The sequence below is a fragment of the Jatrophihabitans sp. YIM 134969 genome (genome assembly GCF_054456675.1).
This window is the reverse complement of the sequence record NZ_JBTJEQ010000003.1, coordinates 25,891-41,447: the sequence shown is the minus strand read 5'-3', so window position 1 is coordinate 41,447 and position 15,557 is coordinate 25,891. Positions and strand designations below refer to the sequence as shown.

The 15,557-nt window shown below is 73.0% G+C and carries 17 protein-coding genes; 10 read left to right on the top strand and 7 right to left on the bottom strand.

All coding sequences use genetic code 11. The features are described from left to right. Nucleotides 1–37 precede the first annotated feature (37 nt). Nucleotides 38–835: an SDR family NAD(P)-dependent oxidoreductase gene (locus ACXR2U_RS02650; RefSeq protein WP_458823372.1), complete on the bottom strand. Its 798-nt coding sequence runs from the start codon at nucleotides 833–835 to the stop codon at nucleotides 38–40. Nucleotides 836–935: 100 nt separating this feature from the next. Here ACXR2U_RS02650 and ACXR2U_RS02645 point away from each other — a divergent pair, with 100 nt between their 5' ends. Next, nucleotides 936–1,808, top strand: coding sequence for a helix-turn-helix domain-containing protein (locus ACXR2U_RS02645; RefSeq protein WP_458823371.1), 873 nt, complete (start codon nucleotides 936–938; stop codon nucleotides 1,806–1,808). On the opposite strand, the gene ACXR2U_RS02640 is transcribed toward ACXR2U_RS02645, so the two are convergent. After that, entirely contained in the window at nucleotides 1,706–2,680 is a 975-nt protein-coding gene (locus ACXR2U_RS02640; protein ID WP_458823370.1) for an EamA family transporter, read from the bottom strand. The two genes, ACXR2U_RS02645 and ACXR2U_RS02640, sit on opposite strands and share 103 nt — an antisense overlap. A 39-nt stretch (nucleotides 2,681–2,719) precedes the next feature. On the opposite strand from ACXR2U_RS02640, the gene ACXR2U_RS02635 reads away from it, so the two are divergent. Next, nucleotides 2,720–3,226, top strand: a complete 507-nt coding sequence (locus tag ACXR2U_RS02635; RefSeq protein WP_458823369.1) for a MarR family winged helix-turn-helix transcriptional regulator — start codon at nucleotides 2,720–2,722, stop codon at nucleotides 3,224–3,226. A 27-nt stretch (nucleotides 3,227–3,253) separates the two neighbouring features. Here the strand turns inward: ACXR2U_RS02635 and ACXR2U_RS02630 are convergent, their stop codons facing one another. The 3 genes from ACXR2U_RS02630 to ACXR2U_RS02620 form a co-directional block, all read right to left on the bottom strand. Then, complete coding sequence (locus ACXR2U_RS02630; protein WP_458823368.1) at nucleotides 3,254–3,883, bottom strand: TetR/AcrR family transcriptional regulator; 630 nt, start codon at nucleotides 3,881–3,883, stop codon at nucleotides 3,254–3,256. A 78-nt stretch (nucleotides 3,884–3,961) separates the two neighbouring features. Beyond that, complete coding sequence (locus ACXR2U_RS02625; RefSeq protein WP_458823367.1) at nucleotides 3,962–5,197, bottom strand: MFS transporter; 1,236 nt, start codon at nucleotides 5,195–5,197, stop codon at nucleotides 3,962–3,964. Further along, a complete protein-coding gene (locus tag ACXR2U_RS02620) occupies nucleotides 5,194–5,940 on the bottom strand; it encodes an SDR family NAD(P)-dependent oxidoreductase (RefSeq protein WP_458823366.1) in 747 nt (248 codons plus the stop codon). The genes ACXR2U_RS02625 and ACXR2U_RS02620 overlap by 4 nt, the downstream gene beginning before the upstream one ends. A gap of 243 nt (nucleotides 5,941–6,183) precedes the next feature. Here ACXR2U_RS02620 and ACXR2U_RS02615 point away from each other — a divergent pair, with 243 nt between their 5' ends. The 6 genes from ACXR2U_RS02615 (at nucleotide 6,184) to ACXR2U_RS02590 (ending at nucleotide 12,036) form a co-directional block, all read left to right on the top strand. Further along, the gene (locus ACXR2U_RS02615) at nucleotides 6,184–7,323 is read left to right on the top strand and encodes a glycosyltransferase (protein ID WP_458823365.1); all 1,140 of its coding nucleotides are present in this window, start codon (nucleotides 6,184–6,186) and stop codon (nucleotides 7,321–7,323) included. Beyond that, on the top strand, nucleotides 7,313–8,224 hold the full coding sequence (locus ACXR2U_RS02610) for a 1,4-dihydroxy-2-naphthoate polyprenyltransferase (RefSeq protein ID WP_458823364.1): 912 nt from the start codon (nucleotides 7,313–7,315) through the stop codon (nucleotides 8,222–8,224). Before ACXR2U_RS02615 ends, ACXR2U_RS02610 begins: the two co-directional genes overlap by 11 nt. Before the next feature lie 106 nt (nucleotides 8,225–8,330). After that, on the top strand, nucleotides 8,331–9,725 hold the full coding sequence (locus tag ACXR2U_RS02605; RefSeq protein ID WP_458823363.1) for an FAD-binding oxidoreductase: 1,395 nt from the start codon (nucleotides 8,331–8,333) through the stop codon (nucleotides 9,723–9,725). A gap of 21 nt (nucleotides 9,726–9,746) precedes the next feature. Further along, nucleotides 9,747–10,340, top strand: a complete 594-nt coding sequence (locus tag ACXR2U_RS02600; RefSeq protein ID WP_458823362.1) for a nuclear transport factor 2 family protein — start codon at nucleotides 9,747–9,749, stop codon at nucleotides 10,338–10,340. Next, entirely contained in the window at nucleotides 10,328–11,137 is an 810-nt protein-coding gene (locus ACXR2U_RS02595) for an MBL fold metallo-hydrolase (protein WP_458823361.1), read from the top strand. The genes ACXR2U_RS02600 and ACXR2U_RS02595 overlap by 13 nt, the downstream gene beginning before the upstream one ends. Beyond that, nucleotides 11,134–12,036: an alpha/beta fold hydrolase gene (locus ACXR2U_RS02590; RefSeq protein ID WP_458823360.1), complete on the top strand. Its 903-nt coding sequence runs from the start codon at nucleotides 11,134–11,136 to the stop codon at nucleotides 12,034–12,036. Before ACXR2U_RS02595 ends, ACXR2U_RS02590 begins: the two co-directional genes overlap by 4 nt. Before the next feature lie 21 nt (nucleotides 12,037–12,057). Here ACXR2U_RS02590 and ACXR2U_RS02585 read toward each other — a convergent pair whose 3' ends face one another. Both ACXR2U_RS02585 and ACXR2U_RS02580 read right to left on the bottom strand, forming a co-directional pair. Continuing rightward, entirely contained in the window at nucleotides 12,058–12,435 is a 378-nt protein-coding gene (locus tag ACXR2U_RS02585; RefSeq protein ID WP_458823359.1) for a VOC family protein, read from the bottom strand. A 63-nt stretch (nucleotides 12,436–12,498) separates the two neighbouring features. Then, nucleotides 12,499–13,209: a DinB family protein gene (locus ACXR2U_RS02580; protein ID WP_458823358.1), complete on the bottom strand. Its 711-nt coding sequence runs from the start codon at nucleotides 13,207–13,209 to the stop codon at nucleotides 12,499–12,501. 101 nt (nucleotides 13,210–13,310) lie between these two features. On the opposite strand from ACXR2U_RS02580, the gene ACXR2U_RS02575 reads away from it, so the two are divergent. Continuing rightward, nucleotides 13,311–14,525 (top strand): MFS transporter, encoded by a 1,215-nt coding sequence (locus tag ACXR2U_RS02575; protein WP_458823357.1) that lies wholly within the window; start codon nucleotides 13,311–13,313, stop codon nucleotides 14,523–14,525. After that, entirely contained in the window at nucleotides 14,522–15,541 is a 1,020-nt protein-coding gene (locus ACXR2U_RS02570; protein ID WP_458823356.1) for an alpha/beta fold hydrolase, read from the top strand. The genes ACXR2U_RS02575 and ACXR2U_RS02570 overlap by 4 nt, the downstream gene beginning before the upstream one ends. Nucleotides 15,542–15,557 lie beyond the last annotated feature (16 nt).

Genomic DNA, 15,557 nt, shown 5'->3' with positions numbered 1-15,557 from the left:
AAGGGCATCCGGCCGGGTGCACGGTGCGCGTCGCGACTCAGGACGAGTGGGTGGCGTTGATGCCGCCGTCGACCTCGAGCACGGTGCCGTGGACGTAGGACGACGCGTCGGAGGCGAGCCAGACGACGGCGGCGGCGATGTCGTCCGGGGTGCCGGTGCGACGGGCCGGGATCCCCACGGTGAGGGCGGTCATGGCGTCGGCCGCGTCGGCGTTGATCGGGGTGCTGGTGGCGCCGGGTGCCACGGTGTTGACGCGCACGCCGCGCGGTCCGAACTCGGCGGCCCAGCACCGGGCCAGCTCCTGCTCGGCGGCCTTGCTCGCGGCGTACAGGCCGACGAACGGGTGGCCGACCTCGGCCATCCACGAGCCGATGACCACGACGGCGCCGTGTCCCCTCTCGGCCATCGCGGGGACGAGGGCGGCGGTGAGCACGTGGGGCGCGCGGACGTTGACGGCGAGGGTCGTCTCGAGCTGGGCGTCGGTGAGGGTCACGGTGTTCTCGACGATGCAGACCGCGGCGTTGTGCACCAGCAGGTCGAGCCGTCCGCCCGCAGCGGCGACGGCGTCGGCGGCGAAGCTGCGGATCACGTCCGGCGATGCGGTGAGGTCACTGGCGACGAAGACGGCGGAACCGCCGTCGTGCTCGATGCTCTCGACCACGGCGGCGCCGCGGTCGACGTCGCGTCCGGTGACGACGACGCGGTACCCCTCGCGGGCGAGAGCGCGGGCGGTCGCGGCGCCGATGCCGCTGGTCGAGCCGGTGACGAGCGCGGTGCGGGTGGTCGGTCGGGTCGGGTCGGTGGCGGTCAGGTCGGCAGCGGTCGGAGTGGTCATGCCTCGACCGAACACGCGTCGCCGCCGCCGGGCCAGGAGGTGTGGTGCCCGGTCACGGCGTGACCAGGTACGGGCGGCACCTGCGGCTTAGGGTCGTGGTGTGGAGGTGGCAGCCGAGGCGTTCGCACGCTTCCTCCGTTCGCGCCGCGACCGGTTGACCCCCGCCCGGGCGGGCATCGACGCCTTCCCGGGTCCACGGCGGGTCCCCGGCCTGCGCAAGGAGGAGGTCGCGTTCCTCGCGGGACTGTCCACCGACCACTACAGCCGGATCGAGCAGGGGCGGCAACGCCACCTGAACCCGCAGGTGCGCACGGCCCTGGTGCGGGCGCTTCGACTCGACGACACCGAGGCCGCGCACTTCCACGCCCTGGCCGACGCCGCGGCCGCTCCGGGGAGCGCGCGGCGTCGTCCGGTGGAGGTGCAGCGGGCCGACCCCGGGATGTTGCGGGTGTTGACCGCGTTGGACGACGTGCCGGCGCTGCTGCTCGGTCACCGCGGCACCGTCCTGGCTCGCAACCACCTGCTGACCGCGGTGTTGTCGACGCCGATGCCGGTCGGGTCGTCGTTCCCCCGCTGGCTGCTCACCGATCCGGGGGCGCGCGGAACCATCGACACCTGGAGCGATTTCGCCGAAGCCGCCGTCGGGGCGTTGCGGGTCGAGACCGGACGTCGGCCCCACGACGACGTGCTGCGCGAGCTGGTCGACGAGCTGCGCGCCGCCGACCCCGACGTCGCGCGGTGGTGGAACGACGTCTCGGTGAGCGACCGCACGTCGCTCACCAAGCGGATCCGCCACGACACCGCCGGTCTGCTCACCTTCGGCATCGAGACCGTCGTGGGGCCGCACGACCCGGACCAGCGCCTCATCGTCTACACCGTCGAACCGGACTCACCCACCGCCCGCGCCCTCCCGCTGCTCGCGAGCTGGGCCACCGACGACGCTGACACCTCCGGCGTCGTGAGTCGCCCCTGAGTCCGCTCGGTCGCCGGAGCGTCCGTGCGGCGACGCAGCGTGGTGATGACCGCGAGCAGCACGAGTGCGGCGCCGAGCAGTTGCCAGCCGCTGAGCGTCTCGCCGCCGAACGCGACACCGAGCGCGATCCCGGTGACCGGGTTGAGCAAGCCGATGAGCCCGACGGAGCCCGCACTCGACCGCGACAGGCCGGAGAACCAGCAGACGAAGGCCACAGCCGTGGCGACGACCGTCACGTAGCCGACGGCGACGATGCCGCCTGTGTCGAGGTGCGGCGGCGCGCCCTCGACGGCGACGGCCACGACCAGCAGCAGCACGCCGCCGGCCAGCAGCTGCCAGCTCGTCGACGCCAGCAACGGTACGTCGCCGCGCCAGCGGGTGGCGAGCACCGACCCGGCCGCTGACAGGGTCAGTGCGGCCGCCGAGGCCGCGACACCCCGCGGGTCGATCCCGTCGGTGGCCAGGCCGACCAACAGGATCACGCCGACCAGTCCGGTGGCGGCGGCCACGAAGAACAGCGGGTCCACCCGTTGCCCCAGGAGGACGAACCCGAACCCACCCAGGGCGAGTGGCGCCAGTGCCATCACCGAGGCTGCCACCGACGACGGCAGCAGCTGCGCGGCGAGGTAGACGAGCAGGAAGAAGGCCGCGAAGTTCACCAGGCCGAGGACGAACGACCGCCACCACCAGCTCCCGACCGGCCTCCGCCGGCTCACGGCGAGCAGCAGCAGACCGGCGGGGAGCGCTCGCAACGTTGCACCCCACAACGGTGCGTCGCCCGGGAGGAAGTGACGGGTGACGTAGTATGTCGACCCCCACGCGATCGGTGCGACGGCGGTCAGCGCTGCGACTCGCAACCTGGTGGCTTCCATGGAAGCCAGTCTAGCTTCCACGGAAGCTAGAATGTCAACATGCCCACCCGCGACCGTGTCGACGAGATCCGCGCGCAGTGGCGCCGTGAGCGTCCGGATCTCGACACTTCCCCGATGGCGTTGATCGGGCGGCTGCACCGTCTGGCCGCCCGGCTGACGACGGAACTGACGGCGGTGTACCAGCAGTACGGACTCAGCGAGGGTGAGTTCGACCTGCTCGCCACTCTCCGGCGCGAAGGCGCCCCAGCGTCCGTCACACCGACCGAGTTGGCCGCCCGGACCATGGTGACGACGGGTGCCGTCACCAAGCGGCTCGACCGTCTCGAGGCGGCCGGGTGGGTGCAGCGGTTGCCGCGCGACGAGGACGGGCGGGGCCGGGTCGTCGTGCTGACGAAAGCCGGCCGCGACCTCGTCGACGAGGCGTTCACGGCCCACATGGCCAACGAGAAGCGGTTGACCAGTGTTCTGACGTCCCGCGAACGCACCGCGCTGGAACGTCTCCTGCGTTCCTGGGGCGAAGGCCTCGACGGGGGGACGCTGCGGTAGGTCCGGCTCTGCGCGGATCCCGGCGGGTCAGTGCCAGTCGCCGTCGTCGGTGCCGAGGTGCTCGCGACCGAGGGCGGTGAGCGGGATGGCGTCGAGGCTGGTCAACCCGATGTCGAGCAACATCGTGCGGGGCACGCCCGAACCACCCAGCGTCGACATCCCCTCGATCACCGCGCAGAAGAACGCCCCGAGCGAGTCGGCGTCAGCGTCGGCGTCGATCTCGCCGGCCTCCTGCGCCTCGACGATGCACGCCGCGTAGTGCGAGCTGATGGAGTGGAACGAGGCCGCGACCGTCGAGGCGACCTCGGCGTCCTGCGTCGCGAGCTCGACGGCGGCCTTGGTGAACAGGGACGGCGGCGCCTGGGCACCGCCGTGTTCCACGGCCACCTTGACCATCTGCGACCGGATCCGGGTGATGGGGCTGTCGGAACCGTGCCGGATCGACTCGACGGCGTCGACCGCCTCCGCGGCGTCGCTGAGGAACGCCCGCATGAACAGTTCCTTCTTGCCGCCGAAGGCGTTGTACAGGCTCTGCCGGGCGAGGCCGGTGGCCTCGAGAAGGGTGTCCAGGGACGTGCCGGCGTAGCCCGTCTCGGCGAACGCCTTGCGCGCACGGGCGATGACGTCCGCCTCGTCGAACGTGCGGGGTCTGGGCATGATCGCCCCTCTCGGATCGGTGTGCGGACGCGTCGTCCATCCTGACGCACGGCGGACGACGCGACCCGTGGTGCGGTGCTACGGCGTGTGGGGTGCGAGTGCCGGCGTCGTCGTGGCGTCCGTGGTCGCGTCGGGGTCGGCGCGCCGCACGGCCAGCGCGACGAAGACCGCGGCGCCGACGAACGCGACCACCCCGGCCCAGCGGTAGTCGGCGTCGATCCCCCAGGCGGTCACGGCGACGCCTCCGAGGATCGATCCGGCCGCGAGCGAGAGCTGCACCGTCGTGACGAACAGGGCGAGCCCGGTCTCGGCGCCGTGCGGTGCGGCGCTCGCCATCCACGTCTGCAGCGCGAGCGGGAGCGCGCCCCACACCAGGCCCCACACCACGACCACGGCGACCACGGCGACGGGCTGGTGTGCCACCAGCGGCAGCACCACGACGGCTGCGGCGAGCAGGAACCACGCCGTGCCCGTCGTTCCCGTCACCGTGCGGCCGAGGGTGACCCCGGCCGTGAAGTTGCCGACGATCCCGGCCACCCCGAACAGCAGCAGGGTGAGCGTCACGGTCCCGGCACTGAGGCCGGCCCGGTCCTCCAGGTACGGGGTGACGAAGGTGTAGGCGGCGAACTGCGCCCCGAACACGACCGTCGCCGCGAACAGGCCGATGCGGGCTCGCGGCACGCGGAACAGGGCGCCGAGCGTGGCGACCCGCACCCGCCGGGAGGACGGGATGCTCGGCAGCGTCGCGAGTTGCAGGCCGAGGGCGACCACGCCGATCACGCCTCCGACGACGAACGCCAGGCGCCAACTCGCCACGGCTGCCACCCCGGCGCTCAGCGGCAGGCTGACGACCGTGGCCACCGAGATCCCCGCGGTGATCAGGGATGTCGCCCGGATGGTGTCCGCGGGCGGGACCAGCCGGCCGGCGATGCCCGCCCCGACCGCCCAGAACCCGCCGAGGCTGATCCCCAGCAGGACGCGCGCCAGCAGCAGGATCGCGAAGTCAGGGGCGAGGGCGGCCAGCGCGTCCGACACGACGAGCAGCAGGCTGAGGCCGACGAGGACGACGCGACGGTCCAGGCCCGAGGTGAGGACCGTGACCGCGGGCGCGGCGACCGCGGCGAGCAGCCCGGTGACGACGACCATGAGGCCGGCCGTGCTGATGCTGACGTCGAGGCCGTCCGCGATGGCGGGCAGCAGCCCGATCGGGAGGAACTCCGACAGCACGATCGCGAACGACCCGAGGGCGACGGACGCCACCGCGAGCCAGCCGCGCCGCGCCGTCGGACCGGCGGGAGTCAGCGGGCCGGTCACCCGACCGACGCCCCGCCGTCGACGAGGAGCTCGCTGCCGGTCATGCCCGAGCTCTGGTCGGAGACGAGGAACAGCACGGCGGCGGCGACCTCCTCGGGACGTAGCACGCGGCCGAGCGCCATGCCCTCGGCGATCTTGGCGAGCAGCGCGTCCGAGTTCGCCGGGACGAGACCCCGCAGGCCGGCCGTGTCTGTAGGCCCGGGGATGACGAGGTTGACGCGGATCCCGCGCGGGGCGAGTTCGCCCGCCCACGTGCGGGTCATCGCGGCGACCGCCGCCTTGGACCCGCCGTAGAGACCGAAGTTGGGCTCCTTGCCGGTCGCGGCGGTCGATCCGGTGATGACGATCGCGGCGCCCTCGTTGAGCAGCGGCAGCGCGCCCTGCACGGTGAGGGTGGTGCCGCGCACGTTGGTGGCGAACGCCTTCTCGACGTCCTCGACCGTCACCTGGGACAACGGCTTGAACTCGCCGAGTCCCGCGTTGACGTGCACCGCGTCGAGGCCATTGCCGAGCGCGGCGACGGTCTCGTACAACGCGGCGACGTCGGCCGGGTCCGAGGCGTCGGCGCGGACGGTGGTGACGGCGTCGCCGAGTTCCGCCGCGACGGCGTCGAGCGGCTCCTGACGTCGGCCGGTGACGACGACGTGGGCGCCCTCCGCCACGAAGCGGCGGACGACCGCGAGGCCGATGCCGGACGTCCCGCCCGTGACGAGGGCGGTCTTGCCGGTGAGGAACGTGCTCATCTCGTGCTCCATCCGAGTTGTTGACTGATCGGTCTGAAACGACGCTAGGACGAGCTGGACCGTTCAGTCAAGAACTCGGGGTGTGACGGGGACGACGGCCCCCGGCACGGTTGCGTGGTTCCACGGAGGCGGGGCCACCCGTGCCCGACCGACCCTCGATGTCGAGCGCGCAACACCGGTCCGACCCGTTCCCGGGCGGACGACGCGCGCTCGTCGGACAGGTCGACGGACAGGGAGCACGCCGTGCGTATCGCCTTCAGCGGAACCGGGTTCGTCGGTCACCTCGTGCCGATGTTCCCGCTGCTGCGCGCGTTCGCCGCTGCCGGGCACGAGGTCGCGGTCATCACCAGCCTCGAGCTGGAGGGCTTCCTCCGCCGGGAGGCCACGGAGCAGCTGACGGTGCTGCCCGCGGGGCCGCTCGCGGGCGTGACCCTGCGCCGGATGAGCGACGAGCTCGGGATCAGCCCGGCGTCGGACCCCGTGCCACCGGTCATCGCGAGGTTCTTCGCGGGCCGCCTGGTCGACGCCGGAGTCATCGAGGGCCTCGCCAGCGCGACGGCCTGGCGCCCGGACGTCGTCATCAGCGAGGCCATGGACCACATCGGCGCGTTCGTCGCCGGCGAGACCGGTGCCGCGTTCTACCGGCACACGTTCGGCCCCGACCGGCCGCCGCAGCTCGGCGCCGCGCTGCGCCGGGTCGCCTCGGAACGAGCCGAGCGCTACGGCCTGGTCCTCGCGCCCCCGCGCGCCGTGCTCGACATCTTCCCGGCCGGGTTGCAGGCCGGTCCGCCGGATCCCGCCCTGCGGCGGATCCCGGTGCGGCCGGAGATCCACCGCCGCCCGCGCACGGTCGTCGCACCGCACCGTCCGGCCGTCGACCCGTCACGGCCGCGGGCGCTGGTCACCTTCGGCACCGTGTTCACGGACCCGGGCCTCCGGGACCGGGCCGCCGACCACTTCGACCCGGCGCGGTGGGACGTCGTGGTCACGACCGGTGGCGACACCGTTCCGCCGGCGCCGGCGCCGGTCTCCCGCACCTACGTGCCGTTCACGCCGCTCGGTGACCTGCTGGCGGGGACCGACGTGGTGGTCACGGCCGGCGGCGAGGGGACCGTGCTGTCCGCGCTGCGGGCGGGCATCCCCATGGTCGTCCACCCGCTGGGTGCGGACCACGAGGTGAACGCCGATCGTGCGGTGGCGGCAGGAGTGGCCGTCGTGGTCCGCGACGTCGCCGAGGTCGGCGCCGCTGCGGACCTCGTCGCCTCCGAACCCGGCTTCCGGCTCCGGGCGGCGGCCCTCGCCGCCGAGGTGGCGTCGATGCCGCCCGCGGCGCGCGTCGCCGTGCAGGTCGTGCACGAGATCGAGGCCGTCCGTGCGCACTGAGGTCCGCGACCGCGTCCCGCTCACGGCGTGGGTGAGCGGGGCCCGCCCCCGCACGCTCACCCTCAGCGCGGTGCCCGTGGTGCTGGGTACCGCGGCCGCGGCGGCCGACGGCCGCGCCGATGCGCTCACCGGTGCCCTCGCGTTGCTCACGACACTGCTGTTGCAGATCGGGGTCAACTTCGCCAACGACCATTCCGACGGTGTCCGTGGCACCGACCGCTTCCGGGTGGGTCCGCCACGGTTGACCGGGTCCGGCGCGGCGCCGCCCACGACGGTCCGGACCGTGGCTCTGACCTTCCTGGGTGCCGCCGCGGTGTCCGGTCTCGCGCTCGTCGTGGTCTCCCAGCACTGGTGGCTGCTGCTCGTCGGCGCCGCCGCGCTCGCGGCGGCGTGGCTCTACACCGGTGGTCCCCGCCCCTACGGTTACGCCGGGTTGGGCGAGGTCGCGGTGTTCGTGTTCTTCGGGTTGGTCGGCACGCTCGGCACGCAGTTCGTCGAAGCCGACCGTTGCACAGTGCCCGGCATCGCGGGTGCCGTCGCCGCCGGGTCGTTCGCCTGTGCCGTGCTGATGGTCAACAACATCCGCGACATCGGACCGGACGAGAAGGCGGGCAAGCGCACGCTCGCGGTGCGCCTGGGAGTCAGCCGTTCCCGGTCGGTGTACGCCGCGTTCCTCGTCGCCCCGTACCTGCTCGCGCTCGCGCTCACGGTGCGACACCCCCTTGCGGCACTGGCCTTCCTCTCGTTGCCGCTCACCGTCCCTGCACTCCTGCTCGGCCTGCGGGCCGTCACCGCACCGGAGCTGGTCACCGCGCTGAAGCGCACCTCCGCAGGTGCGCTGGCCTTCGCGGTCGCCCTCGGGGCTGGCCTCGCCCTGACGCGCGCCGGTGTCGCGTGGTGACGCGGTCGGCCGTACCGGAACCACCGGCCCCGACGGGCAACGCTGCCGTCGACCGGTTCCACTGCCGCCGCGGACCGCGCGGTGGCGTCCACGAAGGAGAACGACCATGAGCACGACCACGGGGGAGAACACCCTTCCAGCACGGGTTGATCGCGACGCGACGGAGCTGGCCCACCGGGTGACCGGCGAGGTGCTGCGCCGGGACTCGGCCGGGTACGAGGAGGCCTGCGTGGGCTACAACCTCGCGGCCGTCCGCCGCCCGGATCTCGTCGTCCGTGCGCGGAGCGCCGACGACGTCGCCGCCGCGGTGGACTTCGCCGCCTCTCACGACCTGCCGGTCGCGGTGATGGCGACCGGCCATCAAGCCGGCCGACCCATCGAGCAGGGCGTGCTGATCCGCACCGACGCCCTGCGGCAGGTCGAGATCGACCCGGAGCGACGGCGTGCGTGGGTCGGTGCCGGCGCGCGGTTCGAGGACGTGCTCGAGGCGTCGCTGCCCCACGGGCTCGCGCCGCTGCACGGCTCGTCGCCCAGCGTCGGCGTCGTCGGCTTCACCCTGGGCGGGGGCATCAGCCCGGTCCTGGGTCGCACCCACGGGTGGGCCGTCGACCACGTCCGGACGATCAGCGTCGTCAGCGCCGACGGCTCGCGCATCGACGCGACGGCCGACGCCCACCCCGAGCTGTTCTGGGCGTTGCGCGGGGGTCGCAGCAACCTCGGCGTCGTCACCGCCATGGAGATCGACCTCGTCGAGGTCGGCGCGTTCGCCGGCGGCGGCCTGTTCTTCGACGGTGCGCACACGGCCGAGGTCCTCGCCGCCTTCCAGGCGCTGACCGTGCGGGCACCGGAGGAGCTCACGGTCTCGCTGGCACTGCTGCGCATGCCGCCGCTACCGGGCATCCCGCCGTTGCTGGCGGGCCGCTTCACACTGCACCTGCGCGTGGCGTACCTGGGTGACGCCGCAGATGTCGACCCGCTGCTCGCCCCGGTGCGGGCCGCGGCTCCGGTGCTGCTCGACACGGTCGGACCGTTGCCGTACGACCAGTTCGCCTCCATCCACTCCGACCCGGTCGACCCCGCCCCGTTCGTCGAACGCAGCACGCTGCTGCGCGATCTGCCCCCGGCCGCGCTCGCAGCTGTCGTCGACGTCGCCGGGCCCGCATCCGGTGTGGGCGTCGAGATCGTCGAGCTGCGCCACCTCGGTGGCGCGATGAGCCGACCGCCCGAGGTGAGCGGGGCGATCGACCTGTACGACGCCCGCTTCAGTGTGTGGTGCGCGGTGGTCGGCGGGCCCGGCGAGCGCCCGGACGCGGTGGCCGACGCCGACCGCGTCGTCGCCGCGCTGACGCCGTGGTCCACCGGGCTGGGCTACCTGAACTTCGCCGGCGACGACGACGCCGCCGGCTCGCCCTTCCGCCCGGACGCGCTGCGACGGCTGCGGGCGGTCAAGGCCGTGGCCGACTCGCGTGACCTGTTCCGTCTGCAACACCCCCTCGTCTGACGACCACGGAGGACAACTCCCATGACGAACCCACCCACCCCTTCGAAGCCCGAGGACGTCGCCGTCCTCCGGCAGATTCCGGCGCTGCTCGGCCACGCTCTCGACACCGGCGCGACCGGGCTGCTCTCGGACGTCCTCGACGCCGACGTCGTCGTCGACCTCACGCCGGCCGCGGAGGTGCTCGGTCTGGACCTCCCGGTGCTGATCGGACGCGAGACCGTCGTGCAGACCGCGACCGGCGGGGCCGGCCCGGTCGCCACCGAGCACGTCGTGAGCACCGTGGCCCTGCGACGCACCGGAGCGCGCTACACCGTCGACGCCCACGTCGTGGCCTGGTACCAGCTGCCGGACCAGGACATCCGCCCCGCGCCCGTGCGCCGCGCGCAACTGGGCTTCCACTGGACCTTCCAGGTCCGCCACGACGACGAGGGACTGCACGTCACCCATGTCGCGGTGGACTGCACGTGGTTCGACGGGGATGCCACCGTGCTGCTCGCCGTCCTCCGGGTGACGGACGCCGACGGAGGAAACCCTGATACGAGCGGGTTCCTGGCCCGGCTTCGCAGCCGTCTGGCTCCGGTCCCGGAACGGACCGGTGACCCGTGGAACGCGTGAGCCACGGCATCCACCTCGGCCGCGGTACCGCGGTGAACTGGGTGGTGCTGCAGGAGGGACGGGCGCTGACCCTGATCGACACGGGGTATCCGAGGGATGCGGCCGGGATCGTCGCCGCGGTCGAAGGCATCGGCCACCGCCTGGAGGACGTCGAAGCGGTGCTCGTCACGCACGCCCACGTCGACCACGTCGGCGGTCTGCCCGCGCTGCTGGCCCGGCACCGGGTGCTGGTGCTCGCGCACCCGCTCGAGCTCGCCAACCTGCACGGTGACACGCACGAGCAGGCGAGCGTCGTCGACGTCGTGCGTCACGCGTGGCGACCGCGGGGCGTGCGCTGGCTCGCGGGTGTCGCCCGTGCCGGCGGTCGCACCCACGTCGAGGTGTCCACGGCGGCACCGTTCGCGACCCGGGGCCCGTTGGACGTCCCCGGGCGACCGACACCGGTCGCGACACCCGGGCACACCAGCGGACACACGGCCTACCTGCTGGGCGACGCCGGCGTGGTCGTCACGGGCGACGCGCTCGTCACCGGTCACCCGCTGTCGACGTCACGGGGACCCCAGCTGCCGCCGGGGTTCTTCTCCGCGGACCCGGCCGGCGCACGCGACACCCTGACCCACCTCGCGGGCCTCCCCGCCGACGTCGTGGTGCCCGGCCACGGCGATGTGTGGCGTGGCGACCTGACGGTGGCGGTGGACCAGGCGCGGACACACCCGGCCGTCAGACCTTCGCCCAGGGTCGGCACCGACGCCGATCCGATCACCATCTCCCGACGACACGAGGACGAGAACCGATGACCACTGCAACGAACACCGGGCCGGCGACGGCCCCGGGCGAGCACAGCGCCCAGATCAACGGCTTCACCCTGCACTACACGGTGCGCGGCACCGGGCCCCTCATGCTGGTGCCCGCATCCGGGTGGGGACCGGCCGTGAGCTACCTGATCCCCCTGCCGGGGCTCGAGGATCACTGCACGGTGGTCTACTTCGACACCCGCCACAGCGGCAAGTCCACGGGGCCCGAGGATCCGAGCCGTTATGCGCTCGCCGACTTCGTGGCCGACATCGACGCGTTGCGGGTCCACCTTGGCGCCGAGCAGGTGTTCCTCGCCGGTCACTCCGGCGGCGGCCACCAGGTGCTCGCGTACGGCATCGAGCACAGCACGCACCTGCGGGGGATCATCGCCATCGACCCGATCGTCGCCGCGGACGACGTGCGGATGGGCGAGATGATGCGCCGCATCGAACAACGCCGCGCGGAGCCGTTCTACCGCGCCCACCCCCGTTACATCGACGACGCGATGGCCCTGATGAGCGGCGCGGGGCGTGACACACCGCCGTCGATCCAGGAGGTGCTCGACGCCACTGGCGCGTTCTACTTCCACGACCCCGACCGCGCCGGCGACGTGTTCAGCACGATGCAGTTCGACGACACGGTCCTCGCCTACACCCGGGCCTCGGGGTTCCAGAGCGACGACCTGTTGCCCGACCTGACACGCGTGACCGTCCCGACGTTGTTGGTGTTCGGTGACGACGACTTCCAGTGCGACCCGGTCAGTCAGGGACAGCGGGCGCACGAGGCGATGCCCACCTCGACGTTGACGGTGATCGCCGAGGCCGGGCACCTGCCGTGGGTCGAGCAACCGGAGGCTTTCACCGCCGCCCTCGACGCGTGGTTCGAGCAGATCGCGCGCTGACCCCGCGGTGCCGTGCGGAGATCACTCGCCGAGGTGGTGGCCGATCTCCCACTCGTGACCGAACGGATCCACCACGCGCCCGGCCAGCCAGCCGTGCTCCTCGGCCACGTCGGCGGTGACGGTCGCCCCTGCAGCGGCGAGTGCGTCGACCACGGACCGCGGGTCGTCGACGACCAGCAGGACTCGCCCGGTCGCGCCCCCGGCACCACCGGGGGCGCGCCGACCGAGCTCGGCGTCGGCACGGGCCACCCAGAACCGGGCGCCGTCGACGTCGAGTCGCGCGACGACGTCGAGCCCGTCGCCCACCTGCAGCAGGACGCGTGCCCCGAGGGCGTCGGCGAAGAAGCGCACGGCGCGGGGCGGGTCGTCCACCCACAACTCCGGTTCGATGGCGGCCATCCGTCGAGCGTGACAGAGGTGCGGCGCGACGTCACCAGTTCCGACGCGAACACCGCGCGACGGTCACCCCTCGAGCAGGTCGAGATCGCGCACGCAGAAGCCGTGGTGTTCGTGCTCCTCGTTCAGGACGACCTGCAGGCACTGCAGGACGGACCTGCCCGCCGCGTACGGCGGCCAGCCCGGTCCCGCCGGCACCGGTGCCGGCGCCGACAGGTCGGTGGACGTGACGCCGGCGAGCCAGTGCTCCAGTTCGGCGGCCTGGGCTTCGCGCACCACGAGGACGTCATCGAGGGACGGATCGGCCGCCGGGTCCAGACCCTGCTCCTCCTGGTCCGGGACGAACGGTGACGCGAGCCCCATCGCGGTGAACGGGCGGGTCGAGCCGAGGCAGCAGCGGCGGAACCACGAATCGTGCACGAACACCAGGTGGCGCAGGGTCTGGACGGCCGACCACTCGCCGGCGACCTGTCGGTGCTCCGATCCCGACGGCATGCGGCGGAGGCGCTCGACCGTCGCGCGCCACGCCTCCTGCAGCTGGCGGTACGCGTTCCGCAGGTCGTCGGGGTCGTCGGAACGGTTCAGCACCCGCACCGGGTGACGCCGGTCCAGTTCGGCCTCGACGTAGGCGCTCACCTCGACGCCGTTGACGACCAGGTTGCGCACCAAGCCGTCGATCACGACGTCCTGCACGACGACCCCGATCATCCGGGCGCGCGTGAGGTCGCACTCGCGGAACTCGGCATCGGTGAGGTCTTCGTCCTCGAATCTGGCCATGCCGGGATTCTGCCCGCCCGCTCCGACAACGGCCGAGCCTTCCACCGCTGCACGACGTCGCGTAGCCTAAAGCAAAGTTCGTTGCTCTGAGCGGAGGTGTGGTGCTCGACCGGTCGGCCTCGTTCGTGGTCGCTGCGGTCGCGGGTGCGGCGACGCTGACCGCGGCATCGGCGCCGTCCCCCCTGTACCCGGTCTACCAGCAGCTGTGGGGCTTCTCGCCGTTCACGCTGACGGTCGTCTTCGCCGTCTACGTGTTCGCTCTGCTCGCCGCGTTGCTCACGGTGGGTTCGTTGTCGGACCGGGTGGGACGTCGACCGGTCGCGTCCGCTGCCCTGCTCCTGCTGGCGGCGGGGATGGCGCTGTTCGCGGTCGCGGGAGGAACGGGTGACCTGATCGCGGCCCGCGTCGTCCAGGGTTTCGCGGTCGGCGCGGCGACCGGCACGACGACGGCGATGATCATGGACGCGGCACCGTCGGCGCGGACCGGTTCCGTCGTCAGCAGTGCGGTCCCGTCGCTCGGCATCGCCGCCGGAGTCGGCCTCGCCGGCGCCCTCGTCGAGTTCGCACCGTTCCCCCGTCAGCTCGTGTTCTGGGTGCTCGGCGCGGTGTACCTGGTGCTGGCGGCCCTGGTGTGGTGGACCCCGGAGCGTGGCACGCCGGACGAGGCACGGCGGGGATCGGTGCTGCGGTCGCTGGTGCCGAGCGTCGGGTTGCCGAGACCGGCGCGGCCGACGCTGGTCGCCTTGCTGCCGTCGATGATCGCGACGTGGGCCCTCGCCGGCCTGTACCTCTCGCTCGGCTCGTCGGTGCTCGGTCAGGTCTTCGACGTCCACAGCCACTTCGTCGTCGGCCTCGTGCTCGGGGTCTTCTTCCTCGCCGAGGTCGTCGGCGCGGTCGGCTCGGGGGCGCTGCGTCCCGCGTGCCGACAGTGGTCCGGGTACGCAGCCCTCACCGCCGGCGTCCTGGTCACGGTCGTCGCGCTGCTCACCGGGGATCTACCCGTGTACGTCGCGGGATCGGTGGTGGCGGGTCTCGGTTTCGGGGTGGCGTTCCGTGTCGCGGTGAACGACCTCGGCGATGCGGCTCCGGCCGCGCAGCGGGGTGAGGTGTTCGCGACGATGTACCTGGTCAGCTACCTGGCCTTCAGCGTCCCGGCCCTCGCCGCGGGCCTCGCGGTCGCCCGGTTCGGCCTCACCGCGACGGCGGTGACCTACGGGTTCGCCGAGGTCGGCCTGGTCCTCGTCGCCGCCGCGATCGCCGTCGGGCGCACCCGCGGCCGCACACCCGTCCCACTCCCGAACGGAGAACCCCGGTGACCCTCGAGTCGCGGACGTTCCGGACCGCGCGTCAGACCACCCGCTACCTCGAGTGCGGACCCGCCACCGGACCGCTGATGGTGTTCGTCCACGGCTGGCCCGGTCTCGGGCTGATGTGGCGCGCCCAGCTGGAGGATCTGGCCGCGGACGGCTGGCGCTGCATCGCCCCGGACCTGCGGGGCTTCGGTGGGTCGAGCGCGCCTGGTGGTCCGGAGTCGGCGTCGATGGAGAACATCGTCGCCGACATGCTCGAGCTGCTCGGGCACCTCGGCACCACGAGCGCCGTGTGGGTCGGCCACGACTGGGGGAGCGTCGTGGTGGGTCAGCTCGCCGCGCACGAGCCCCACGCCTGCCGCGCCGCCGTGCTCACGTCGTGGGCCTACCAACCGGGCGGAACGGGCCTCGCCACCCTGGTCCCGCTCGTCGACCGTTCCGTCCACCCGGCCGACGAGTACCCGGACGGTCAGTGGGACTACTACCGGTACTACACGACGCACTTCGACGAGGCCGTCGCCGACCTCGACGCCGATCCGGCGTCGACGCTCGCGTCCGTGTACCGCAGCGGGTCGCCGGATGCGGTGGGCCGAGTGTCGCCCAGTGCAACGGTCACCCGGAACGGCGGGCGCTTCGGCGCAGCGCACCGCGCGCCGCGGACCGAGCCCGACCCGGCGCTCTGGCCGGCGGCGGACTTCGAGGAGGTGGTCGCCGCCTACCGCGACCGCGGGTTCGGGCCGCCGTCGCGCCTCTACGTGAACGACGAGGCCAACGTGGCCTACGCGCGCCGGTCGCCGGACGGGGGACGCCTGGCACAGCCGGTGCTGTTCGTGAACGGTGAGTGGGACGCCCTCTGCACGATCACCGGCAACCGCCAGGGTGATCCGATGCGCGCCGCGTGCGCCGACCTGACGATCGTGTCCGTCGACGCCGGGCACTGGCTGCCCCTCGAGCGCGCGACGGAACTCACCGAGGCCCTGCGGGCCTGGGTCACGAGCAGGGGCTTGCACCCGAGCCCGTGACCGGGCCGGCGGCGAC